This window comes from Candidatus Pseudomonas phytovorans (genome assembly GCA_029202525.1).
In the GTDB taxonomy this organism is placed as follows: Bacteria; Pseudomonadota; Gammaproteobacteria; order Pseudomonadales; family Pseudomonadaceae; genus Aquipseudomonas; species Aquipseudomonas phytovorans.
The window spans coordinates 4597929-4622504 of sequence record CP119325.1 but is presented as its reverse complement, the minus strand read 5'-3'; the positions used below and the strand labels follow the sequence as shown (position 1 = coordinate 4622504).

Genomic DNA, 24576 nt, shown 5'->3' with positions numbered 1-24576 from the left:
TTTTGCGTTGTCTGCAAATTTGCAGGTCGGTTGTGACTTTAGTCCCATGGCGGCGCGGGTGTAGCGGTCCATACTCAGGTTTCGCCCTTCAATAACAACAAGTACCGGGTTCCCTTCGATATGAGCTACCAGCACAGCTACGCCCATTCCATTTCCGACCCTGCCGCTTTCTGGGCGGAACAGGCCGCGCACCTGGCCTGGCACCGCAAGCCTGCCATTACCCTGCAAGACAACGCCGACGGTACCCACCGCTGGTTCGCCGATGGCCGCCTGAACAGCTGCTACCTGGCCCTCGATCACCAGATCGGGCAGGGCCGCGGCGAGCAGTTGGCACTGATCTACGATTCGCCAGTCACCGGCGTGCAGCAGGCCTACACCTACAACCAGTTGCGCGACGAAGTGGCGCGCCTGGCCGGTTTGCTGCGCCAGTTGGGGGTGAAAAAGGGCGATGGCGTGATCATCTACATGCCCATGGTGCCGCAAGCGGCCATGGCCATGCTGGCCTGTGCCCGGATTGGCGCGGTGCATTCGGTGGTGTTCGGCGGCTTTGCCGCCAACGAGCTGGCCCTGCGCATTGATGACGCCCGTCCCACGCTGCTGCTGACAGCATCCTGCGGGCTGGAATTCGACAAGGTGATTGCCTACAAGCCGTTGGTCGACCGCGCGCTGCAGCTGGCCCGGCATCAGCCGCGCAATGTGTTGGTGCTGCAACGCCCACAGGCTAAGGCTGAACTGCAGCCCGGTCGCGACCTGGACTGGCAGGCGGCACTGGCCAGTGCCGAGCCAGTGCTCCCGGTCGAGCTGGATGCTGGCGACCCGCTGTACATCATGTACACCTCGGGCACCACCGGCAAACCCAAGGGCATCGTCCGGGAAAACGGCGGCAATGCCGTGGCGCTGTGCTATGCGATGCGCCATATCTACGGCATGCAGGCGGGCGATGTGTGGTGGGGCATTTCCGATGTAGGCTGGGTGGTCGGTCATTCGCTGATCGTTTACGGGCCGCTGATGAGCGGCTGCACCACGGTGTTCTACGAAGGCAAGCCGATCCGCACCCCGGACGCGTCGGCCTACTGGCGGGTGGTGGAGCAATACAAGGTCAACGCGCTGTTCTGTGCGCCCACCGCAATGCGTGCCATCCGCAAGGAAGACCCGGACGGCGAGCTGATCCGCAAGCACGACCTCAGCTCGCTGCGCCAGCTGTTCCTGGCGGGGGAAAAGCTTGATTCCAGTACCCACGAATGGCTGGAGCGGGTCAGTGGCAAACCGGTACACGACCACTGGTGGCAGACCGAGACCGGCTGGCCGGTCACCGCACCCTGTGTGGGGCTGGAAGGCAGTGCGGCAAAGCCGGGCTCCAGCAACCGCGCGGTGCCGGGCTATCACGTGCGAGTGGTGGATGACGAGGGGCATTTGCTCGGCCCCAATCATCAAGGTTCGATCGTCATTGCCTTGCCATTGCCGCCCGGGTGCAGCCAGACCTTGTGGGGCGACCACGAGCGTTACTTGCAGGCTTACCTGCGCACCTACCCCGGGTATTACCACACAGGCGACGGCGGCTTTCTGGACGATGACGGGTTCGTCTACATCATGGGGCGCACGGATGATGTGATCAACGTGTCCGGGCACCGGTTGTCTACTGGCGAAATGGAGGACCTGGTGGCCTGCCACCCGGCGGTGGCCGAGTGTGCGGTGATAGGCGTACACGATGAAATCAAGGGCCAGGTGCCGTTGGCGCTTGTTGTCCTCAAGGACGGTGAGGGCATTGCCGAGGCGCAGCTACTGGTGGACCTGGTGGGTAGCGTGCGCGAGGCGATTGGCCCGCTTGCCTGTTTCAACCGGGTTCGGCTGGTGAAGCGGCTACCCAAGACCCGCTCGGGGAAAATCTTGCGGGCGGTGCTGCGCAAGATTGCCGATGGGCAAGACTATGTACCGCCTTCAACCCTGGATGATCCTGCGGTGTTGGGGGAGATCGAGGCGGTGCTGGCGGATTTGCCCCGGGCCGGGTGATGTTCTGACTTTACTGGCCTCTTCGCGGGCATGCCCGCTCCCACAGGTTCTTCACAGGTCCTGAAACCTGCGCTGTACCTGTGGGAGCGGGCGAGCCCGCGAAGAGGCCGGTTCAGGCAGTGCAGGTCTACGGGGCTAACTGGTGCAGTTGCCCCAACCGGCTGCGGGTACGCATCAGGTCGGCCAGCGGCCCGCCCAGGCTCTCTTCCAGCGGCCGTTTGCCAATCACCGTCAGCTGTCGGTCCTGGTCATACAACACATCCACCAGATTGACGAAGCGCTGCTGTGCCGCCAGCGAAGACTCTGCCAGGTCATCCAGCCCATCGATGATCCATTCATCGTACTGCTGCGCCAGCGCCAGGTAATCGATCACCGCCGTGGCCTTTTCGCACAGATCGTCAAAGCCAAGCACCACCCTCCGGCCATCAATGGCCAGCGCACGCAGCGGGCGTTTGTTCACTTCAAGCATTACCGGCTGCTCATCCGGTACGTTTAGCGCTTGGCGCTGTGTCGCCGTCCCCGGCCATACATAGTGGCCTTGGGTAAACCGCTGGTGCTCGCGGTTGGCCGGCAAACTGCGAAAGTCAGTGTCGCCACCCACTTCCAGCACCTGCATACGCCCGTTGATCAGGCGGATGACCGGCAGGAAACGCTCGTGGTAAAGCGGGTTGGGCAACAGCCCCTCGGGCGCGTAGTTTGAGGTCACCAGCAGAAACACGCCGCGTGTGAACAAGGCGCTGAACAGGCGGGTGAGCAGCATGGCATCGCCAATGTCATGCACATGGAATTCGTCGAAGCACAGCACCCGGCAATCGCCCACCAGGTCATCCAGGGTCGCGCCCAGCGCATCGTCCAGCGCCCGGTGGCGGTGCATGCCCTGGTGCAGGCGGGCAAAGAAGTCATGAAAGTGCAGTCGCCGCTTGGCCTCGACCGGCACCGCCTGGAAGAAGCCGTCCAACAGCCAGCTTTTGCCGCGCCCCACCGAACCATGCAGGTAAAGGCTGCGCGGCTGCCCTTGTTCGAGCATTGCCAATTGTTCGGCCATGCAGTGGATCACCCGGCGTTGGCCGTCACTCAGCTGGTAACCCCGGCTTCGGGCTTTGTCCTCGAACCAGTCGAGCAGTTCGCTCTGGTTGGCGGCAGCGCCGCGCAGGCGCTGGCCAAGCTGGCGCAGTGGGGCAGGGATCCAGGCAGACAAAAGCAAAGCTCCTTGGGCGATGACGGGGCAGTGTGCAGCTTGCCCGAGGGCGGCCATTTTGACTAATACAGAAAGTGACCGGCAATGATCGCTTCATGCGATAGGTCCGGCTGCACACCGGCATTGGCACGGATGGTCGATGAGGAAAACCTCGGAAATGACTAACTCGCTGTTTTATGGCAATTTTTTTTCATCAGGGGCTTCACAGAACAAAACTTTGTTGTTAAAGTGCCGCGCATTCCAAGACAACAACCCAGTTGTCACTCAGTTGGAATTGTCAGAGCAGCGAATGCTGTATCCGATACAGGGGCGTCGCCAAGCGGTAAGGCAGCAGGTTTTGATCCTGCCATGCGTTGGTTCGAATCCAGCCGCCCCTGCCATTTTTCAGATTCAAACGTATATATTCCGGTACTTAATTAGATAAGTGCTGGTTTTGTCGTTTCCGCTTTTTGAGCTTCATCACGCGATCCCTGTAGGAGCGCCCCGGTAAGGCCGCTCCTGAAAGGGTTTGCGCCGTTCCGGGTTATCCGGAAATTCCCAGCATCTCGTTCAGCACCCGCGCCAGCTCATCAGCCTGCACCGGCTTCTGGATCACGACGCTGCCCGGCAACTCCAGCCCTTGCAGCTCGGCATAGCCGGTCAGGAACACCACCGGCAAGTGCGGGTACCGTTCGCGTGCCGCCAGGGCCAGCTGCGCGCCGTTGAACTCGGGCATGGCGAAGTCGGTAAGCAGCAGGTCGATCTCGTCGTCCAGCAACGCCAAGGCCTGTTCACCGCTGTGCGCCTGGCGCACCTGGTAGCCATACTGGCGCAGCACATCACCAAGCATGTCACGCACCAGGTGGTCATCATCCACCAGCAACACCGTGCGGTTGTGACCGCTGTCGCTGGCCTGGTTGAGCATCGGTACCACCGGCTCGCTCACGATCTGGTCTTTTACTGCGGGCAGGTACACCGCCACCTGCGTGCCGTGGCCCAGCGTGGTGTCGATGCGCACACCACCCCCGGACTGCTTGGCGAAGCCGAAGACCTGGGCCAGGCCCAGGCCCGAGCCCTTGCCGATGTCCTTGGTGGTAAAGAACGGCTCGAACACCTTGGCCACCACATCTTCGCTCATGCCGCAGCCGGTATCGCGGATGCTCAGCATCACGTACTCGCCCGGGTCCGGGTCTTCCGGGCGTTGCGGGCGGGTGTCGATGCGGGTGTTACGGGTGGTCAGGGTGAGCTGGCCGCCGTCTGGCATGGCGTCGCGGGCATTGATCGCCAGGTTGAGGATGATCATTTCGGTCTGGGTGGGGTCGGTCAGTGCCTGCCACAGGGCCTGGTCCAGGTCCAGGCGCACCGAGACGTTGCCACCCAGGGTGCGGCGCAACAGCTCTTCCAGGCCGGCCAGAGTCTGGTTGAGGTTAAGCGCTACCGGCTCCAGGCGCTGACGGCGGGAGAAGGCCAGCAGCTGCGACGTCAGCTTGGCGCCACGCTCGCCCGCTTCGCGGATATGCGTGAGGCGCGTGCGGGCCTTGTCCAGGTCGGCTTTGACCAGGTCGCGCTCAAGGAAGCTGGCGCCGGTGAGGATCACCGTCAGCAGGTTGTTGAAATCGTGGGCCACGCCAGCGGTCAGCTGGCCGACGGCTTCGAGCCGCTGCATCTGCTGCAGCGCGGCCTCGATGCGCTCGCGTTCGTTGATCTGTTCGCGCAGGCGGGCGTTTGCGTCTGCCAGGCCCAGGGCGGCTTCACGCTCGCTGGTGATGTCGCGCGCCACCACGTACAGCAAAGTATCTTCCGGTACCACCACCCACGACAGCCAGCGCTGCTGGCCGCCGGCATGCAGGATGCGGCCTACGAAACGTGCGCTGGTACGGCCATGGGCGAGCGCGGCCAGTTCGGTCAGCAGCAGTTCCTGGTCGGGCTCGGGCAGCAGGTGCAACAACGACGATTGGCTCAGGCGCTCGCGGGAGAAACCCAGGCTGGCTTCCCAGGCCGGATTGAGTGCAACCGGGGTCAGGTCCTTGTTCAGCACGGCCAGCAGGTCCTGCGACAGCTCCCAGGCACGGTCGCGTTCGCGGGTGCGGCGTTCTACCCTTTCCCCCAGCATTTCGTTGAGCTGACGCAGCGCCTGGGTGGCCAGGCGCTGGGTGTGGATGTCCTGCAGCACCCCGGAAAAACGCACGCACTGGCCCTCGACGAACTGACTCTGGCCGCTGCTGAGCAACCAGCGGGGCTCCAGGCCGTTGGGCTGGGCGATGCGAAACTCGACCCGGTAGCGGCCGCCGCTTTCCGGCCGCATGGCGTGTTCCACCGCCTCACGCACCATTGTCAGGTCATCGGGGTAGATGCCATCAAGGAACACCTCAAGGCTCATTTCGGTGCTGGTGGGCAGGCCGAACAAGGTCTTGCAACGGTCATCCCACACCAGCAAGCCTTCCTGCGGGCGCAGGTCCCAGGTGCCCATGCCGGCGGCGTCGATGGCGATACGTGCACGCGCCTCGACGTCTGCCAGCGCCTCTTCGGCGCGGCGCCGGCGCTGGCGCTCCTGCACTTCGGTGAGGGCCCGGCGCACGGCCTTGGGCAGCAGTGGCAGGTTTTTCTTCAGCACATAGTCGGTGGCGCCCAGGCGGATCATTTCCACCGCGTGCTCTTCGCCGTAGATGCCGGACAGGAAGATGAACGGAATGTCCGGTGCCAGGCGTTGGGCGATGGCCAGCACCTCGGTGCCGGACGACCCTGGCAGCACGCAGTCGCACAGGATCAGATCGTAGCGGGCCTCGCGCAGGGCGTGTTCGACACCCACGTGGTCGAACACCAGTTGTGACTGCACCTGCAGCCCGCTGCGTTCCAGGCGCATCAGGGTAAGCTCGGCGTCCATCGAGCTGTCTTCGACCATCAGTAGATTCAACGGCGTTTGCTGCATCGTTGCGGCGGCCTCAGTTGCTACCGCGACGATTCAGCCGCAGTGAGCCGGGTGGCGGTTCATTAAGCACTGCCCAGAATACCCCGAGGTCGGAGATGGCGGCGACGAATTCCTTGAATTCCACGGGCTTGACCACGTAGGCATTGACCCCAAGTTCATAGGCGCGCAACAGGTCGGGCTCCTCCCGCGAGGAGGTCAGCATCACCGTGGGGATACTGCGCAGTTCGGCAGTGGCGCGTACTGCCTTGAGCACCTCCAGGCCATCGACCTTGGGCAGTTTCAGGTCCAGTAGCAGCACGGCAGGGTTGCCGTCATCGCGTGCGGCATAGGCGTTGCGGCGCAGCAAATAGTCCAGTGCATCGGCGCCGTCGCGCAGCACGATGACCTCGTTGGCCAACTGGCTGCGCTCCAGGGCCAGCAGGGTCAGTTCCAGGTCCCGGGGGTTGTCTTCGACCAGCAGGATGGGTTTGAGCATGATGTTAGCGGTGCCTCATGTAGCCGTGTTTCGGGGGAGGGTGAAGTGAAAACTGGCGCCTTGGTCGATCTGGCCCTCGGCCCAGACCCGGCCGTCATGGCGCTCGATGATGCGGCGCACGCTTGCCAGGCCGATCCCTGTGCCCTCGAAGTCTTCCATGCGGTGCAGGCGCTGGAACACGCCGAACAGCTTGTTGGCATAGGCCATGTCGAAGCCCACGCCATTGTCGCGGATGCAGACCTCGGTTTCGCCAGGATGTTGCACGGCACTGATCCCGATGTGGGCAGGTGAGCGGCCGCGCGTGTACTTGATGGCATTGGCGATCAGGTTGTGCAACGCCATGTTGATGAACGCCGGGTCGCCGATCACCTTGGGCAGCGCGGCGATGTCCCAAACGATTGCGCGGCCTTCGTAATCGGGCGCCAGCTCGCTGCGAATGGCTTCGACCAGCGCGTTGAGGTCTACGTCGGACAGGCGCAAGGCCGAGCGGCCCATCTGCGAGAAGTTGAGCAGGTTGTCGACCAGGCTGCCGGCAAAGTGAGCTGCTTCGCCGATGTGCTGCAGGAAGCGCTTGCCGCGCTCGCTCAGGCCCTGGCCTTCCATTTCACTCAGCAGTTCGGTGTAGCCGGCGATGTGCCGCAAAGGCGCGCGCAGGTCATGTGAAACGCTGTAGGAAAACGCTTCGAGTTCCTTGTTCGAACGGCGCAGATCGCCAGCCAGCTGTGCCAGTTCTTCGGCTTTGCGCAGGACTATGCCAAGCACGGCAGTGCGCAGTTCCAGCACGCCCTCGACCACTAGCGGGTCCCACGGCTCGCTGTGGCCGCGCAGTTCTTCCTGCCAGCGTTCGAAACTGTGCCGCGGGTCGAGGTTGCCCTGCGGCCCGACCTGCTTGGTCGGCTGGCCCGCCCAGTTCACCGTGCGCACCTGCTCAGGCCGGAACCACAGCAGGTAGTGCGAGTGGATCTGCGAGATGGCCACCGCCAGTACACCACCGGCATGGGTGGCGAGCTCGGGCAGGTCGGTGATGTCGCGGCGCACGTTGTCACTGTGGAATACATTGTCTTCGCCGCGCTGGCCAAGCCAGTGCACCAGCGCGGTCACCTGAGCTTCAGGTGGGGTCTGGCCGATCAGGTCACAGCGTTCGGCCGAGATCACGGCGGCGCCCTGGGCACCGGCAAAGGCCAGCAACACCTGGGGCAGGTCGCGCAGGCCGTCGCTGACGCTGTCGTGGTCGGCCATGGACGAGATCATGCGCACGATGTGTTGGCGCAACGCCAGCAGCTTGCGCGTACTGGCATGAGACTCGCGGGACTCGATCTGCAGCGACAGCACACTGGCCAGCAACTCACAAGCAGTGCGGGTACGCAGGTCTACCGCGCGTGGCTGTTGGTGGTGGCAGGACACCAGCCCCCACAGCTCGCCGTCGACCACGATCGACAGCGACATCGACGCCAGCGTACCCATGTTGCGCATGTACTGCAGGTGCACCGGCGAAACGCTGCGCAGTGCAGCGAAACTCATGTCCAGTGCCTTGCCGGTGCGCGGGTTGATGGCCGGCAACAGGGGCGAGGGCTGATAGTTGGCATCCTCGATCACGCGGATGCGGTTGACCCGGTACAGCTCGCGCGCCTGGCGCGGGATGTCTGCTGCCGGGAAGCACAGGCCCAGATAAACGGGGTAGCCCGGGTCGGCCGCCTCGGCCAGGACCTGGCCGTTGCCCTCGGCATCGAAGCGGTACGCCTTGACCCGGCCAAAGCCGGTAATGCGCTTGAGCTGCAATACCATTTGCTGCAGCAGGTCTTCGAGGCTACTGGCCAATTGCAGGCTGCCGACAAAGTTGCGCACCAGCGGGTAGTAGTCGCCTTGGCCGGCCAGCTCCGGTGGCAGGCGAGGGGGCTCGAATTCGGCAATCAGTACTTCGTCATGGCAGTGCACCAGCAAATGCAGCGGGGTGCTGGAGGGCGCACCTTGGCGCAGGCGCACGTCACCGATGTGGAAGGGGAAGATTTCATCTTCGGGCAGCCGCGTGAGCTGCGCGTGCAGGTCAAAGCCGTCACTGACCAGGTTAGCGAAGGGGTAACCGATCAGTTCACGGGCCGGTAGGCCCAGCCAGTGCTCGACGTTTTCACTGGCCTGCAATACACACAGGTCGGAGGCGTCCAGCACCAGTAAAAAACCGTGGGGCTGGATGCCGCCCGGTACGTGGATCGGTTCCTGGGCGCAGCGCTCCACGGCTTCTGCCAGCGTGTTGTCTGCAGTCATCAATGAAACGCTCCTGTCATGTCCTTCCATGTATGGCATAGCTGCCTGGCGCAGGATGAGTGTGATTCACCCTAACAGAAACCAGGTACTTTTACCGGCTCTCGGCCATTGGAGGCACGGAGATGGCCTGGGGTTCTGCGTCGTTGCGGCTTTTTTTGAAGGGGCGCTATCGCTTTGTTGCTAATACAAAAAAATGGCTTGATGCCACCAGCGTCGCGCTGACCCGCTGCTACGCTCAGTTCAGACGTTTCGACAAGGATAACGAGGTGACGGAGCGCTTGGTGGCCGTGCTGTTGGGCTTGTTGTTCAGCGGCAGTACCGTGGCAGCGGATTTTCTCGTGGAAGTGCGGGTGCTGGTGCAGCGTGGCTGCATGCTGGTCAACCAGACACGCGACGCGGGAGCCCATGCCCTGGGGCAGATTGACCTGGGCGCGACGGCGCGCCTGGACGGCCCTGATGCGCCGCTGAGCGGCGTACTGCTGAGCCAGCGCCCACCGCGCCTGGAATGCAACCCGGACACCCCCTATCAGGTGCGCGTCGATGGCGGCCAGCATGGTGGTGTCGGCGAGCTCCGTTACCTGGCCAGCGATGACCGCTCGGCTCGGCCCATTCCTTATCGCCTGTATCGCGACGCTGCCTGGCGTGAGCCACTGGCTGTGGGGGTCGCCCAGTCGGCGAGGGTGCCGAGCAGCGGCTCGGTCGAGCTGCCGTTGTACGCACGCATCGACAAACTGGCCTGGGTACCGAATACAGGGGCTTACGCGGACCTGCTCAAAATCACGGTCACCTGGTAGGGACGCCAACATGCACAAGGACGCGACGCCATGAACCGCACTTCGATCCTGTTGCTTACCTTGGGCCCGCTGCTGGTGCCCGGTGGTGCGGTGCATGGCAGCACCACCGGTTTCATACAGGCGCGGCTGGTGATCAGCGCCGCTTGCCAGATCAGCAGCAACGACACGCAGCCAGCCGTGCTGGGCAACCCGGGTGTACTGGACTTCGGCGAGCGTGGCCCGAACTGGGACCAGCCGCTGCGCAGCCGGGTTGACGAGGCCGGTGCCGAGGGCAGCCTGCAGATCAGTTGCACGCCCGAAGTACGCGCCTTCAACGTGCGGATCAATGGCGGCCTGAATGGCGACGACGGCGTGCGCCGGCTAAGCAACGGTCGCGAACTTATCCCGTATCAACTGGCGGTCGACCCGGGCGGCAACAGCCGCTACGCCATTGGCCAGGCGCGTGCTTTCACCATCAACAGCAGCCAGCAAGTTCCGATCCCCATTTACGGTGTGGTAGTGGCGCAACCGCGCGCACTGCCGGCCGGGCTTTACCGCGACACCCTCAGAGTGACCCTGGACTGGTAACCACGCAAGGAGACTCCGATGCGAACGAACCTTTCATGTTGCATGCTCGCAGGCCTGGGCCTGGCCTTGGCTTCCCCGGCTCAGGCGGCCACGGTGACCGGCAGCATAAGCTCGACCCTGACGCTGATTGCAGCGTGCCAGGTAAATGGTAGTTCGGGCACCTCGGGGCTCAACTTCGGTGCCTTGAACTTCGGTACCCAGGATGCCTTGTTCGTTACCGCCAATGCCCAGGTGCTGGGGGGCGGTAGTGGTGCCATGAGCATCCTGTGCTCGGCGGGTACGGTGCCGGCGATCAAAGTACGCGCGGGCCTGCATGACGGCCAGTCGAGCGGTGGCACGCGTGCGCTGGCCGATGGTTCCGGCAATTTTGTGCCGTATGACCTGTTCACCGACACCGGGCGTACGACGTTGCTGGCCATCGACGGCACCATCACCCTGCCGACCAGTACTGGCGTGGCCCAGACCGTCAACCTTTACGGCAAGGCCGTGGGCAAGGCGGGCCTGCCCGCAGGGGTCTACAGCGACACGATCTCGGTCGAGCTGTCGTTCTGAACCATGCGCGGCTGGCTGGCAGGTGGCCTGAGCGGAGTCGGCATGCTGTTGGCTGCCCCGCTGGGGGCGGTGACCAGCAGTACCTTCACGGTCACGGCGCAGGTTGTTGCCGGGTGCCTGGTGGTGGGTGGTGTCACCAGCTACGGCACGCTCGATTATGGCACGCAGTCGGCGCTGTCCAACGGGTTGCTCAGCACCTCGCTGGGCGGCACTACAGTGACCTTCCAGTGCACGCCGGGCGTGGCCATGAGCATGAGCCTGGATGGCGGGCAGAACAGTGCCAGTGGCACACGCAACCTGAAACGTAACAGCGGCACGCAAGTGCTGGCTTACCAGTTGTACCGGGACGCGGCCTACAGCCAGAGCCTGGGAATCGGCCAGAGCGTGGCCGTGAGCTATTCCGACCCGACGGCGATCAAGCTGCCGGTGTACGGGCGGGTCCAGCTGACCGGCGTGCTGCCGGCAGGGACCTACACCGACGTGGTGCAAGTGACGGTGACCTGGTAAATGCCAGCATCACCACCGACAAGTGTCTAAGGAGAGCTGCATGCGGGCAGGCGCGAAGTGGGCGCGTGGATTGATCGGATTGTTGTGGCTGGCAAGCCTGCCGGCCGGGGCGGCCACCTCGGTGCTGATCTGGCCCATCGACCCGGTGCTGGAGGCCGACCAGAAGGCTGGTGCGCTGTGGCTGGAAAACCGTGGCACTGCACCGGCCAACCTGCAAGTACGGGTATTCGCCTGGCGCCAGGGTGATTACCAGGAACAGTTCCAGGCGCAGCGCGAGATCATCGGCAGCCCGCCGGTCGCCAACATTGCCCCCGGGCAGAAGCAGTTGATCCGCCTGACCCGGACCGGCTCTTCACCTGCCGGCCAGGAACAGGCCTACCGCATCATCATTGACGAGATCCCGCCCGCCATTCCGGTTGAAAATGCCGAGCCCGGCACGACTGCGGCCATCCGTTTGCAGATGCGTTATTCGGTGCCGCTGTTCGTCTATGGCGAAGGGCTGTGGGGCAAGGCCGACCCTGAGGGCAAACGCAATGCCGAAGGTGTGGGCAAGCCGCAGCTCAGCTGGCGGCCGGTAACGGTGCAAGGCAAGCCCTACGTTGAACTGCGCAACACCGGGCCGGTGCATGCAAGGCTGACCGATGTGGTGGTGCAGCAAGGCAGCCAGAGCAAGCCACTGGCTGAGGGCCTGCTGGGCTATGTGCTACCAGGTGCCAGCATGCGCTGGCCTGCTCCCGTGGCGTCCACCAGCGGCAGCGTGTTGAAGGGCAGGGTCAATGGCCAGAGCGCGGCGGACGCCATCCGCCAGGGCCAATGAGCCAAATACTGAATGCAGTGCAGGGGCCAGGGAGGACCCGGCAATGGTTGGAAACCGTGTGTGAAATGGCTCTCGGCGACGACGCGCCGCTGGTGCCTGGTGCTGGCCATGCTCAGCCCCGGGCTGGCGCTGGCCGACGACCTGCCCCCGCCGCCCACGGAGATGTCCGCCATCGCCGACGCCACCCTGTACCTCGACCTGGTGGTGAACCAGATGCCCAGGGCTGAACTGGTGCCGGTGCAGCAGCGGGCCGGGCAGTTGTACCTGGGCAGTGAAGTATTGCGGGCAGCCGGCATCTCGTTGCCCGGCGACCCGCAAGGCGAGGTGGCCCTGGAAAGCATCGCGGGGCTGCACACCGACTACGACAGCCAGAACCAGCGCCTGCTGCTGCAGGTGCCGCCGGGCTGGTTACCAGACCAGCAGGTGGGGGATCGCAACCTGTACCCGGCCAGCGATGCACGCAGCAGTTTTGGTGCCTTGTTCAACTACGATCTGTATCTCAACGACACCGATGAAGCCGGCACCTACCTGGCAGCCTGGAACGAGCTGCGCCTGTTCGACAGCTGGGGCACTTTCTCCAGTACCGGGCAATGGCGCCAGTCATTCAATGGCGCACAAGCGGACGATACGCGCCAAGGTTTCATGCGTTACGACACCACCTGGCGCTTCACCGATGAACAGCGCCTGCTGACTTACGAAGCCGGTGACTTCGTGACCGGTGCTTTGCCCTGGAGCAGTTCGGTGCGGGTGGGCGGCGTGCAACTGTCACGCGACTTCGCTGCGCGCCCCGATCTGGTCACTTACCCGTTGCCGGCGTTCGCAGGCGAAGCAGCGGTGCCGACGTCGCTCGACCTGTTCATCAACGGGTTCAAGTCCAGCACCACTGAGCTGCAGCCAGGGCCGTATACCTTGACCAACGTGCCGTTCATCAACGGTGCCGGGGAGGCGGTGGTGGTCACCACTGATGCCCTTGGCCGGCAGGTCTCGACCACCTTGCCGTTCTATGTCACCAGCAGCCTGCTGCAGAAGGGTTTATCGGACTATTCGGTGGCCGCCGGTAGCTTGCGCCGTGATTACGGCGTGCGCGACTTCAGCTACGGGCCAGGTGTTGCCTCGGGCAGCCTGCGCTATGGCCTCAGCGACATCTTCACCCTGGAAACCCACGCCGAAACCGCCGAATCGCTGGTGCTTGGCGGTGTGGGCGGCAACATGCGCCTGGGCAACTTCGGCGTGCTCAACGCTGCCCTGGCGCAAAGCCGGTTCGACGGCGACAAGGGCCACCAGGTCGCCCTGGGTTACCAGTACAACAGCCAGCGCATCGGCTTCAGTTACCAGCGCCTGCAACGCCATGGCGACTATGCCGACCTGACCCGGGTCGACGCCCCGGACATGCAACTGAGCAAAAGCAGCGAACAGGTCACCCTCAGCCTCAACCTGAACGAGTACGGCAGCATCGGCGCCGGATACTTCGACGTGCGTGCAGGTGATGGCACGCGTACCCGGCTGATCAACCTGAGCTACAGCAGGCCGTTATGGGGTAGCAGCAGCGTGTACCTGTCGGCCAATCGCGAAGTGGGTGACAGCCAGTGGGCGGTGCAGGCGCAACTGGTGATCCCGTTCGACCTGCACGGCACCCTGGCCCTGGGCATGGAGCGCAGCAAGGAAGGCGAGAGCCTGCAAAGGGTCAACTACAGCCGCGCAGTGCCGGTCGGTGGCGGCGTTGGTTACAACCTGGGTTATGCCGCAGGCAGTGACCGCGACGCCTATCGCCAGGCCGACGCCACTTGGCGCCTGCAGTCGGTGCAGTTGCAGGCCGGGGTGTATGGCAGCAGCGGCCAGATGACCCGCTGGGCCGACGCCAGTGGCTCGTTGGTGTGGATGGATGCCGGGCTGTTTGCCGCCAACCGCATCGACGATGCCTTCGTGGTGGTCAGCACCGGTGGTTACGCCAATGTGCCGGTACGCTATGAAAACCAGGATGTCGGTCGCACCGATGCCGGTGGCCACCTGCTGGTGCCGTACAGCAGTGGTTACTACCGCGGCAAGTACGAGATCGACCCCATGGACCTACCGCCCGACATCCTCGCCGCCCAAGTGGAGCAGCGTGTGGCCGTGCGCCGGGGTAGCGGCTACTTGCTGGAGTTTGCGCTCAAACGGGTAATGGCGGCCAGCATCGAACTGGTGGATGCCAACCAGCAAGTGCTCAAGCTGGGCAGCCGCGTCACCCATGAACAAAGCGGCGGCCAGGCAGTGGTGGGTTGGGATGGCCTGGTGTATCTGGAGAACCTGACCGCACACAACCGCTTGCAGGTGGAGCTGGAAGAGGGTGGGCATTGTGAGGTGGCGTTCGATTTGCCTGAAGCCCAAGGCTCGATCCCGTTGGTCGGCCCCTTGGTGTGCAAATGAAGGCCTGGTGGGGTGGGGTGGGGGCGTGTGCCTTGCTGCTGGGTGCCGGCCCGGCCTGGGCCAAATGCACGTCAGTTGCGACTTCGGCAGCTGCGTTCGGCTCGCTCAACTCGACCCAGGTACGTTCCACGGTGCAGACGGCGTCCAGTGCCAACTCAGGTTTGCAGTGCAACGGTTCGGTGCTCAGTGTGCTCAGCAGTACCGACTCTTTCGTGGTGAAGATCACCTCGGCCACCAGCGGCCTGGTAGGGCCCACCGGCGATGTCATCCCCTACACGCTGTATGCCGACGCCACCACCACCTATCCGATCACGCGTGGGACGGGCTTTGAGTTCAGGACTACCGGTATCCTCGATTTGCTGGGGTTGCTTAACGGCACGCCCAAGGCAGTACCGCTCTTCATGCGCACTCAGATCAACGCCAACGTTGCAGCGGGGCTCTATCAGGAAACCCTAAATGTCGAGTGGACCTGGAAATACTGTGAAGGAATCGGGATAGGGGGGCTGTGTATCGGGACTGACCAAGGCACGGGTGTGAAGCAACTGACGGTGAACATGACGGTGACCAATGATTGCCAGATCACCACACCCAACATCAGCTTTGCCAGTGCGCCTGTGGTAGCAGGGTTTGGCACGGTAAGCCAAGGCATAAACGTGTCGTGCACCAAGGGCAGCAACTACACGGTGGGGCTGGATGACGGGCAGAATGTGTCCGCCGGACGGCGACGGATGAAGTCGTCGGCCAACAACTACCTCGCCTACGACATTTTCAAGAGTGCAGGGGTGGTGCGCTGGGGTTCATCGGGGGCTGCCAGGCGTTCCAGCACGGATGCCGACGTAAACCCCGGCGCGGGCACAGGCACGGGTAGCCAGGTGTTCAACTACAACGCCAAGGTCTATACCGACCAGGCGACGCCGCCTGCGGCGACCTATTCCGACAGTGTAATTCTGGATGTGCAGTTTTGACTGAACCTCACTCCTGCCGCTGACACGGTCCCCTGTAGGAGCGGCCTTGTGTCGCGATGGGCTGCGCAGCAGCCCCAGCAATCTGTGCTGGGTTTGCGATCTTGGGGCCGCTACGCAGCCCACCGCGACACAAGGCCGCTCCTACAGGGACCGCGTGAGGCAAGGCTTACCGCAAATCATTCACCATTTTTGCCAGTGTATCCAGCACCGCCCCGGCCAGTGCCTTCGAGCGTGCCCCCGACCACCCGGTTACCGCGTCGGGCGCGTCGTCATGGTCCTTGAACGGCATCTCCAGTGTCAGCGACAGGCAGTCATGGGCCATGCCCACGGCATTGCAGGCCAGCGTGGTGTTGGCCTGCCCCGGTTCGTCACGGGTGTAGCCATGCACGGTCTGAAAGTCCTTGGTCACGCTGCACAAGGTGCTGCGAAACTGCGCTTCGAGGTTTGCCAGACGCGGCGTGTAACCCGGGTTGCCCTCGCACGCGGCGGTGAACACGTGCGGAATTTCTTCGTCGCCATGCACGTCAATGAACGCATCCACGCCGTACTGCTTCATCTGCGCCTGGGCAAAGAACACCTCTGGGGTGAGTTCGACGCTGGCGTCCTGCCAGGCACGGTTGAGGTCCTTGCCCTTGAAGTTGGTGCGCAGGTGGCCGAGGAATGCACCGTCGGGGTTCATGTTGGGGATGAGGTACAGGTCGGCCTTGGCCAGCAGGCCCTGGACCACTGCGTCATTGGCTTGCAGGCGGTCGATCACGCCCTCCATGAACCATTCGGCCATGTGCTCGCCCGGGTGTTGCTGGGCAATCAGCCACAGTTTGCGCTTGCCCTCGGCACCGTCACCGGCACGCAGCAGGGGAATGTCGCGGCCCTGCACGCTGCGCCCGCTGGCCAGCAACGCGAGCCCCGGCAATTGCTGCGCGCGTTCGATCAACTGGTTGTGCCGCGCGCGGGGGTAAGGCTCGAAGTAGGCGAACCAGATCTGCTCCTGCTCTGCTTTCACTTCGAACGACAGCGCTGTGCCGTCGAAGTGGCTGGGCACGCGGAACCAGCTTTGCTGGTCGTAACTGGCCACGGCGTTGTAGCCGCTCCAGGCATTCTTGTACGAAGAGCCGGAGGCGTTGTCGAGGCTGAAGCGATGGACCTGCCCCGGCGTCAGCCCGCTGACCTTGAAGTGGAACCACTGGTAGTGGCCGCTGTGGGTGTCCGGGCGGATGGCCAGGTGCACATGGGACGGGTTGCTGGCGTCCAGCACCTGGATGTTGCCGGAATCGAACGTGCAGTCGATCTGCAGGGGGGACAGCGTCACGGTCATGGGCCGGGCTCCTTTGCGGGCGTTGTTGTAGGGGTACTGTACACGGCTTGGCCGGGTTGCTGCGCAGCGCGCGCCAGATCAGGCGCTCGCTGCGCAGGTTTCGTACTGCTTCGCGAACACATTAACGCCGTTGTAACAAGATCACGGCAATATACCGGTCCCCCTTCGCATAGATGAGCGCCACGGTGCATTCCGGCATGACCCGCAAGCCTTTCATTCTTCGCTCCAGGGACATGCGCAGCGAGGATTTCGGCGCCCTGTTCAGTCAGATGTTCGGCAGCCTGTATGCCGATATGCCGCCCCTGGGCGAAGGCATCAGTATTGGCGGCGTGTATGGGCGCTTTGAAGGCATGAGCGTGCGGCGGATGCAGTATGGTGGCGACTTCAGCATCAGATTGCCCACGCCGCAGGACGAGATCACCTTCGTGTTGCCAACTGCCGGCAAGATCATCTTCGACCACCGTGGCGAATCGATGGGTGGTGCGCGGGTGGGGATGGCGGTCGACAAGCGTGATATCCGCACGGTGCGCTTTGCCGACAACCATGCCCAGCACGGCATGTCGATCCGCCGCGAGTTGTTTGCCGAGCGGCTGTCGCTGCTGTTGGGCAGGGGGCTGGCGGAGCCGGTGCGTTTTGCTCCAGTGGTGGATTTGGCGGTGCCGGAGTTTCAGGGCATACGCGCATTGCTGGAACTGGCCACCGGCACACAGTTCGACCCGTTGATCAATAGCGGATTGTTGATGCCGGCACGCTTGCAGGAAATGCTGGTGGACGCGGTGCTCGAGGCGTGGCCGCACAACTACACTGAAGCACTGCACAGCCCCGCGCCGGCACTGGCGCCGCGCCATGTGAAACTGGCGATGGCTTACCTGCGCGAGCACCCGGCCGGCTTGGTCAGCGGCACTGAGCTGGCGGGGGTGGCGAATGTCAGCTTGCGGGCGTTGCAGGAGGGCTTTCGCCGCTTTGCCGGTACCTCGATTGTCGGGTATCAGCGGCAGGTGCGGCTGGAACGTGCGCGCCAGGTGCTGGCGCACGGGGATGGCGGGTCGGTGGCTGAAGTGGCCTTGCGACACGGGTTCAGCAACGCGGGGCGTTTTGCCCAGTACTTCCAGCAGGCGTTCGGGGTAAGCCCGGCTGAGGTGCGGCGCGGCAGGTAAGCCAATCGGGGCTGCAAAGCAGCCCCAATGATAGAGATCAGAAGGCGTAGCTGGCCTTGAGGCTGCCACTCACCCCATGGCTGTCGCCACCGCCCATCGCTGCTACTTCGGCACCGACACTCAGCGCACCCAGGTTGGCCATCAGGTTCACCCCGCCGGTGAACTGGTCGCGGTTGTCGAACGCGGCACGTTGCTCCACATCCAGCCCCAACAGGTGCCCTTGGCTGTTCACCTGCTGATCACCCAATGCATGCTCGTAACCCACTGCCACCCCCGGTACCAACTGCCAGTTGCCGGCGGGAATAGGCGCGAACGCCGCCTTGAGGCTGGCCACGGCACTGCGACGGGTTTCTTTCAGATCGTCGACTTGCAGTGCCAGTTCACTGCCTTTCTCGCTGAATCCGTTCAGGTCGACGTGGCTGATTCGCACACCAAGGCTCGGCTCCAGCACCAGACCGTTGGCGGGAAGGCGATAACCCAACGCCAGACTGGCGCCGGCCAGGGTGCCGTGGCTGTCGCCCTTGGCCGTACCCAGGCCGCCGCCCAGTTCCCGCTTGCTGGAGTAATCGAGCCAGCCGCCGCTGATGTCGGCATCGACGAACAACCCTCGTTCCAGGCTGCCGGGGGCAAAGCGTGCACCCAGGCTGAGGAAGGTCAGGTCGGTATCAGCTTCGCCGCCGGCGCCGCCTACATTGCCACGGTTGTAGCCAAACCCGGCATGGCCGCTGAGTTGCTCGGTGAAGCGCTGGGTGATGCCCAACAGCAACCCTTGGCTGTGCTCGTTGCTGCTGGCCGCGTGGGCCGAGCCGTCATTGCCCTGATAACCGGCAAGCGCTGTGCTCCATAGGCGTGCCTGGCCAACGTTGAGACCGCTGCCGTCGGTGAACGGCGAAGCCGCACGCTCGATCATGACACCTTGGCGCAGCAGGTAGCTGGCGGCATCTGCGTGCACCTGGCCGCCTACGCTTGAGGTCACGCCGCCCAAGGTGCCGGCATCGATGGCCGATTGTAGATAGTAGTTGTAGGCGCTGTAGCTGCCCGACAGCGAAGTGTCCTGCAGCTCGCGCAGCAGTTGCGCGCCGGCAGCAGCGTTGCCCAGCAGGCCCGCCTCGCCGGGCAGGGAGCCATAGCGCACCATCTTGCCGCGCAGCACGTAGATCGTTTCCTGGCTCAGGCCCAGACCCTGCTTGAGGTAGTTGTCCATGTTGCCGTAGTTCGCGCTGATTTCATCGAGGCCAGCCTGCAGGTAGCTGGCTTCGACCCCTAGTAGCGGTGCGTAGACTTCAGCCATGCTCGCCGGCATTGCCGCGAGGGTGGCCGCCACGCGCGCGGCGGTGTAGTCGTTGGTGGCGAGGTAGTTGCTCATGATGGTGGCTTCGTCCACTCCGGCGATGCTCAGCAGTACCGCTGCCGTCCAGCCGGTGCGGTCCTTGCCGGCGGTGCAATGGAACAACGCGGCGCCGTCGGCGGCGGCCAGTTCGTTGAACAACACCGCAAACTGACCACGCATGCCGGCGTCGCTGACGAAAGCGCGGTTGGTCTGCTGCATCATCGCCCGCGCCTGTTCGGCGCTGCTGAAGGAAATGTTTGTGATGTTTGACCCGGAAGTGGTGCTCCCGATGATGTCGATGTTGGTGTAGCTCGCGCCGTCGGGCAGGGTGTCTGGCGTGCTGGCGATTTCGCTTGGGGTGCGCAGGTCGAACACATCGCTGATACCCAGGCGGTTGAGGATGGCCAGATCGGCAGCGGTAGGGGTGAGGGCGTTGGCGCGGTAGAACACCCCGGCGCGCATTGTGCCATCGTGGGTGGTGGTGTAAGCACTGGTAGTGCCAGCGATATCGCGGAAATTATCCATGCCGGCCAGGCGTGGGGTATCGAGCGCCTCGGCGGCGTGGGCCGTGGACATGGCGAGGGTCAGCAGGGACAGGGAGCAGAGCACACGTTGCAGCACGGATCAGGCCTCAGTCAGTGGTTTGGGCTGGCTACTCTCCGTTGGCAAGGTGAAATCGAATGTTACAAAGTGTGGCGTCGCGAAAAAGGGTGCGGGATCTGTCCTGGGGGTGCGTTTTTGGTCTGGCGTCTGCTCGCGTACTGGGTGGGCTATCTACAGGTTTCGGTGGCGCGGGTGTTTTCGCCGTTTTCCGGGTTTTCCCGCAGCGGCTCTGGCAGGCATAACTACCACCGCAGTCATCCCCGTTAGGTTGAGATCAGGGTTTTCTACCAAGGAGAGCCCAGCATGCCAACCCCTGCACCTTCCGACGATTCCATCGATACCTTGATCGCCAGCCGGATGCCCGGCTGGCTGGCGCAGCCCCCGGCCAGCCGGCTGGTAGAACTGCATGACTGTTTGCGCGAACAGCAGGCCGCACAGCAACGCGTGAGTGCCTTGTTCAGCAGCCTGGTGCCCATGGATGAATTTGCTGCCCCCTTGCTGCACGACGCGCTGTTGGCGCCGCTTGCGCAATCAGTGGACGTGCGTAAGGCCACCTTGCGAATGCACCTCATCGAGCGTTACCCCAGCTCACGCCCGGAAGCACCAGGTGGCGTGCGCGAGCGTACGCTGCAGCACAGCTTGCTGGCAGCAGCGCTGCACAATTTCAGTGACAGTGAGTCCAGGTCATTGGGGGTGAAAGACCAATCGATGCTGCTGGATGGCCAAGGCCAAGCGCTGCCCATGACGGCCAGGGCCTTTGCCGAGTGCTGCCGCGCAATCGACATCGGCGGGCAGTACCAGGCTTATCTGCAAGCCCAGCTGACTGCGCCGGGGGATGCAGGGGCGGGTGTTGCAACCCTGCTTGAGCAAGGCCAGCGTCTTGCGCTGGAAGCCGCCCTGCGTATGGCAGCTCTGCAGGCCGACATCGATGAGACTGCACTGGTGCAATGCATGGCGGCGATCACGCCTGCGCCAGGGGCGGTAACGCGGATGCGTCCAGCGGCGCTGCGCGTCTTTGGCAAGCGGGTGCGGGGAGCCGTTGCATTCGAGTTGCACCGTGACGGGCTGGGCGAAGGGCCGCTGGAGGGTGTGGTGTGCTGGTTGCCTGATGACCCCTACGGTGCGGTCAGTTGGCACACATCATGGGACAAGCTGTTTCAGGGTCTCGGCAAACGCTTCCGGTTGCCGGGTTACCCGGAGTATTTCCAGCGCTTCGTCAGCGAGCGTGACCGTGAGGGCTACGCACCGGCTTTGGCCCACGCCAGGGCGCAGGGGGGGACGCACGTACCCGTTGAGCTTGACGGGCGCTACGAGGTAATCAGCGAGCCGTTGTTCCAACACCTGCGCAAGGTACTGCTTGCAACGCTGTTTGACGATGCCCAGGTACTGGCCGTGCCTACCGCGGTTCAGGATAGCGCCGAGCGGGATCGGCGCCTGCACTTCTACGCAGGCCTGGGCCTCGACCTGCTTGGGCTGGCCAGCTTCTACGTGGCGGGCCTGGGCCTGCCGCTTCTGGGCATTGCCGCGCTGCAGGTGGTGGATGATGTTTATGAGGGCTATGAAGACTGGCACCTGGGGGATCGGCAAGGCGCGCTGGAGCACGCGTTCAGCGTGGCCGTGAACGTTGCGCAGACCGTGGTGGCTGCCGGGACGGGAGTAGCCCATGAACGCTTGATGCAACGCGCTGCGTTCGTCGATGCGCTGGTGCCTGTGCGAACCGAAGGCGCCTACAAATTGTTCGACCCGCGACTGGAAGCGTATGCCGTGGGCAATGACCCTATTGCTATCGGCCAATATGCCGTGGCAGACGGCAAGGCCCGTCTGCGCACCCACCAGGCAGTCTACCAGGTGATTGGCGACCCGCTTGGGGGCGAACTGCGTATCCAGCACCCTCAGCGTGAGGGGGCCTACGCGCCGAAGTTGTGGCACCTGGGGGGTGGTGCTTGGCGCCATGAACTGGACACGCCGCAAACATGGCAGGGGGGCGAGTTGCTGCGGCGCCTGGGCAGTGGTGTGGCCGAGGTGGATGACCCGTCGGCGCAGGATGTGCTGCAGATCACCGGTTACGACAATGACCGCCTGCGACGTTTGCATCTGGAGGAGAGCCAACCGCCGGCACGCCTGCTCGATGCCCTGCAGCGCCGCCAGTTGCACCAGCAGTACCCGAGGTTGCGAGGGGCTGCCTTCGAACAACATTTCGTCGAAAGGCAGTGGGCGCCGTCAGCGGCCGAAGCGCTGTTGCAGCGTGACTTCCCAGGGCTGACAGCCCGTACTGCCAAGGCCATCGTGGAGCAGGCCGACGAGTTGCTGGTCGAGCGAATGGTCGACCAGCAACGGGTGCCGCTGGCCTTGGCCGAGCAAGCCCGCTGGATGCTCAGGGACATCCGCCTGGACCGGGCATGTGCGGGGCTCTACCAGGCGCAAGCCGTTAACGCTGACACCGAGCGCCTGGCGTTCGGCCTGCTGGATCAGTGGGTCAGCTGGCCTGATACGCTACGGATCGAACTGCACGAAGCTTCGTCAGGTGCACTGCCTCTGGTGCGGATGGGCGCCCCGTCTGCCACCGACGTACGTGTCATCGTCAAGAGGCCTCAGGGGTACCAGGCACTGGATGGACTGGGGGCGCCGCTACAGGGTACGAGCACCCATGACAGCCTGATCCAGGCAATGTTTCGGCAACTTGGCGAGATGCAGCTTCAGGCGCTGGGTAAGGCCGGGGAATCAGCGAAACAATTGGCGCAGGCGCTGGCGCAGCAGGCATTCATGCAACGTGATGACCTGCCTGCTTTGCTCGGCATGGCACCCGACGGCGGCAGGGTGCGCCCGCCAGTACGACTGGGGGATGGCCGACTCGGCTACCCGCTCAGTGGTCGCGGGGAAAGCAGCACTGGGGCATTGCGCCAGGCAATCAGGCGTTTGTTTCCGACGTTCACGGATGTCCAGGCCGAGGCATTCATCGCCTCGGCGGGTCACCAAGGCATGACACCGTGGCACTTCTACTTCCACCACCATAACCAGTTGCGCATTCTCGTAGACACCTTGAGCAACTGGCGACGCGCCTCTGCCAGCCCGGCCCAGGCGCTGCGCCGCGTCTGGGTGGCGCGAACCATTCGCCGGGCCTGGCAGCGGCAGAGTGTCGATACGCATGGGAACTTGCAGCTGTGCATCCATGGCTGGCGGGTAGGGGCGTTGCCAAACCTGCCCGAGGCGGTGGATTTCAGCCATGTCACGCGCTTGAGCCTGCGTAACATGAGCCTGCTGGAAATCGAGCCGGGCTTCTTGCGGCGCTTTGGCCAGGTACGCAGCCTGGATCTGCGTGGCAACTTGCTGACGACGGTGCCTGCCAGCATTGAGCATTTGGTCGAACTTGTGGAGCTGAACCTCGCCGATAACCACATCGGCCTGACCAGCGAAGGCAGCCGGTCTATCGCTGCGCTGCGCCGGCTGGTGGCTCTGGACCTTCATGACAACCTCCTGGGACGAAGCCCGGATGTGAGCATGTTGTTCCGTTTGCGCAGCCTGAACCTGCGCATGACAGGGCTCCGGGAGTTGCCCCTGGCGCTGCTCGAATCGCCCTCGCTGACGCTGATCGACCTGCGTGAAAACTCGATCAGCGAGCTGCCCGATGCTGTGTTGCAGTTACTTGCCCGCGACCCTGAGCGAGTGTTTCTGCATGACAATCCTCTTTCGCCTCGGGCTGTGAGCCGGCTGCGGGAACTGATGCAGAGCAGGGCGGCCGATGTGCTGCCTGTTCGTGTTCACGACCAATCGCTGGAAGATGAGCGGTTGCGCTGGCTTGAGGGGGTGGCGCCCACTGACCAGGCCCGACGCCTGAAGCAGTGGGATCGCCTTGCTGCGGAAGCTGGGGCACAGGACCTGTTCCGTTTCTTTGCCGATTTATCGCGGTCCGCAGATTTCTTGCGCCAGCCACAGGAGATGTGTCGCCGGGTATGGGGCATCATCGAGGCTTGCGAGCTCAATGGTGAAGTCCGCGAGGCCGTGTTTCAGCAGGCTGCGGGCCCGCGCAGTTGCGCCGACCAGATGCTGCTGATCCTCAGCGCCCTGGAGGTACGCACCCTGATGGCACAGCGTACTGCAGGGCTGGAAGGGCGCTATGCCATGCACGCGCTGTTGCGTTTGGGGCGTGAGTTGTTTCGCCTGGACCAGGTCGACCGTATCGCCAACCGGCACATTCAGCAGCAGCGCGTACGCGACTCCGACGTGCCGGTCGATGATGTGGAGGTGCACCTGGCCTACCGGGTTGGCCTGGCAGGCGCTCTCGACTTGCCGGGGCAGCCTTCGAGCATGAACTATGCCTCTGCCAGTGGCGTGGGCAGCGCCGACCTGACTTCGGCCACGCGCGAAGTGCTGGCCGCCGAGGACCTCGATGCACTTAGCCGCTCGCTGGTTGAGCGGGAGTTCTGGCAGCAGTATCTGCAGGGTCTGTATGCCGACCGGTTCGAAGCCATGAATGCGCCATTTCATGAGCGTCTCGAGTTAATGTTCGAGCTGCGCGAGGTGCTGAGCGACCAGGCGTTTCGCGAAGCGGCCGAGACAGTGCAGGCAGAGCGCTTGCTTGCAGAGCGGGCATTGCTTCTCCAACTGACACGGCAGGCCTATGACCAACACCCGAGCTGAGCCTGTGACACAGGGGATAAAACAGGTTTCTGTTAATTTGCATATTAGCTTAGCTCTAAAATCAATTTCATT

At 63.6% G+C, this 24576-nt stretch carries 16 protein-coding genes and 1 tRNA gene; 11 read left to right on the top strand and 6 right to left on the bottom strand.

The window, feature by feature from the left end; translation table 11 throughout:
* The first annotated feature begins 120 nt into the window (after nucleotides 1-120).
* Entirely contained in the window at nucleotides 121-2010 is a 1890-nt protein-coding gene (locus P0Y58_20255; GenBank protein WEK29225.1) for a propionyl-CoA synthetase, read from the top strand.
* A 127-nt stretch (nucleotides 2011-2137) separates the two neighbouring features.
* Here P0Y58_20255 and zapE read toward each other — a convergent pair whose 3' ends face one another.
* Nucleotides 2138-3208 (bottom strand): cell division protein ZapE, encoded by a 1071-nt coding sequence (gene zapE, locus P0Y58_20250; GenBank protein WEK29224.1) that lies wholly within the window; start codon nucleotides 3206-3208, stop codon nucleotides 2138-2140.
* 305 nt (nucleotides 3209-3513) lie between these two features.
* Here zapE and P0Y58_20245 point away from each other — a divergent pair.
* Nucleotides 3514-3588 (top strand) — tRNA-Gln (locus P0Y58_20245).
* A 143-nt stretch (nucleotides 3589-3731) separates the two neighbouring features.
* Here the strand turns inward: P0Y58_20245 and P0Y58_20240 are convergent.
* Genes P0Y58_20240 through P0Y58_20230 form a run of 3 tightly spaced genes read right to left on the bottom strand, consistent with a single transcriptional unit; the run spans nucleotide 3732 to nucleotide 8853 of the window.
* Nucleotides 3732-6116, bottom strand: coding sequence for a response regulator (locus P0Y58_20240; protein WEK29223.1), 2385 nt, complete (start codon nucleotides 6114-6116; stop codon nucleotides 3732-3734).
* A 13-nt stretch (nucleotides 6117-6129) separates the two neighbouring features.
* A complete protein-coding gene (locus P0Y58_20235; protein ID WEK29222.1) occupies nucleotides 6130-6591 on the bottom strand; it encodes a response regulator in 462 nt (153 codons plus the stop codon).
* 15 nt (nucleotides 6592-6606) lie between these two features.
* Nucleotides 6607-8853 (bottom strand): GAF domain-containing protein, encoded by a 2247-nt coding sequence (locus P0Y58_20230; protein ID WEK29221.1) that lies wholly within the window; start codon nucleotides 8851-8853, stop codon nucleotides 6607-6609.
* Between the two features lie 266 nt (nucleotides 8854-9119).
* Between P0Y58_20230 and P0Y58_20225 the strand changes: the two genes are divergently transcribed.
* The 7 genes from P0Y58_20225 (at nucleotide 9120) to P0Y58_20195 (ending at nucleotide 15461) form a co-directional block, all read left to right on the top strand.
* Nucleotides 9120-9647 (top strand): spore coat U domain-containing protein, encoded by a 528-nt coding sequence (locus tag P0Y58_20225; GenBank protein ID WEK29220.1) that lies wholly within the window; start codon nucleotides 9120-9122, stop codon nucleotides 9645-9647.
* A gap of 30 nt (nucleotides 9648-9677) precedes the next feature.
* A complete protein-coding gene (locus tag P0Y58_20220; protein WEK29219.1) occupies nucleotides 9678-10214 on the top strand; it encodes a spore coat U domain-containing protein in 537 nt (178 codons plus the stop codon).
* 18 nt (nucleotides 10215-10232) lie between these two features.
* Complete coding sequence (locus P0Y58_20215) at nucleotides 10233-10766, top strand: spore coat U domain-containing protein (protein WEK29218.1); 534 nt, start codon at nucleotides 10233-10235, stop codon at nucleotides 10764-10766.
* Nucleotides 10767-10769: 3 nt separating this feature from the next.
* Nucleotides 10770-11273 carry a spore coat U domain-containing protein gene (locus tag P0Y58_20210; GenBank protein ID WEK29217.1) on the top strand — a complete coding sequence of 168 codons (504 nt, stop codon included), beginning with the start codon at nucleotides 10770-10772 and terminating at the stop codon, nucleotides 11271-11273.
* A gap of 40 nt (nucleotides 11274-11313) precedes the next feature.
* Entirely contained in the window at nucleotides 11314-12090 is a 777-nt protein-coding gene (locus P0Y58_20205; protein ID WEK29216.1) for a molecular chaperone, read from the top strand.
* A 108-nt stretch (nucleotides 12091-12198) separates the two neighbouring features.
* Nucleotides 12199-14496, top strand: coding sequence for a fimbria/pilus outer membrane usher protein (locus P0Y58_20200; GenBank protein WEK33368.1), 2298 nt, complete (start codon nucleotides 12199-12201; stop codon nucleotides 14494-14496).
* Nucleotides 14493-15461: a spore coat U domain-containing protein gene (locus P0Y58_20195; protein ID WEK29215.1), complete on the top strand. Its 969-nt coding sequence runs from the start codon at nucleotides 14493-14495 to the stop codon at nucleotides 15459-15461. The genes P0Y58_20200 and P0Y58_20195 overlap by 4 nt, the downstream gene beginning before the upstream one ends.
* A 166-nt stretch (nucleotides 15462-15627) precedes the next feature.
* Here the strand turns inward: P0Y58_20195 and P0Y58_20190 are convergent, their stop codons facing one another.
* Nucleotides 15628-16776 (bottom strand): M14-type cytosolic carboxypeptidase, encoded by a 1149-nt coding sequence (locus P0Y58_20190; protein ID WEK29214.1) that lies wholly within the window; start codon nucleotides 16774-16776, stop codon nucleotides 15628-15630.
* Between the two features lie 197 nt (nucleotides 16777-16973).
* On the opposite strand from P0Y58_20190, the gene P0Y58_20185 reads away from it, so the two are divergent.
* Nucleotides 16974-17933: an AraC family transcriptional regulator gene (locus tag P0Y58_20185; GenBank protein ID WEK29213.1), complete on the top strand. Its 960-nt coding sequence runs from the start codon at nucleotides 16974-16976 to the stop codon at nucleotides 17931-17933.
* 37 nt (nucleotides 17934-17970) lie between these two features.
* Here P0Y58_20185 and P0Y58_20180 read toward each other — a convergent pair whose 3' ends face one another.
* Nucleotides 17971-19884, bottom strand: a complete 1914-nt coding sequence (locus P0Y58_20180) for a tyrosine-protein phosphatase (GenBank protein WEK29212.1) — start codon at nucleotides 19882-19884, stop codon at nucleotides 17971-17973.
* A 285-nt stretch (nucleotides 19885-20169) separates the two neighbouring features.
* Here P0Y58_20180 and P0Y58_20175 point away from each other — a divergent pair, with 285 nt between their 5' ends.
* On the top strand, nucleotides 20170-24504 hold the full coding sequence (locus P0Y58_20175) for an NEL-type E3 ubiquitin ligase domain-containing protein (protein ID WEK29211.1): 4335 nt from the start codon (nucleotides 20170-20172) through the stop codon (nucleotides 24502-24504).
* Nucleotides 24505-24576 lie beyond the last annotated feature (72 nt).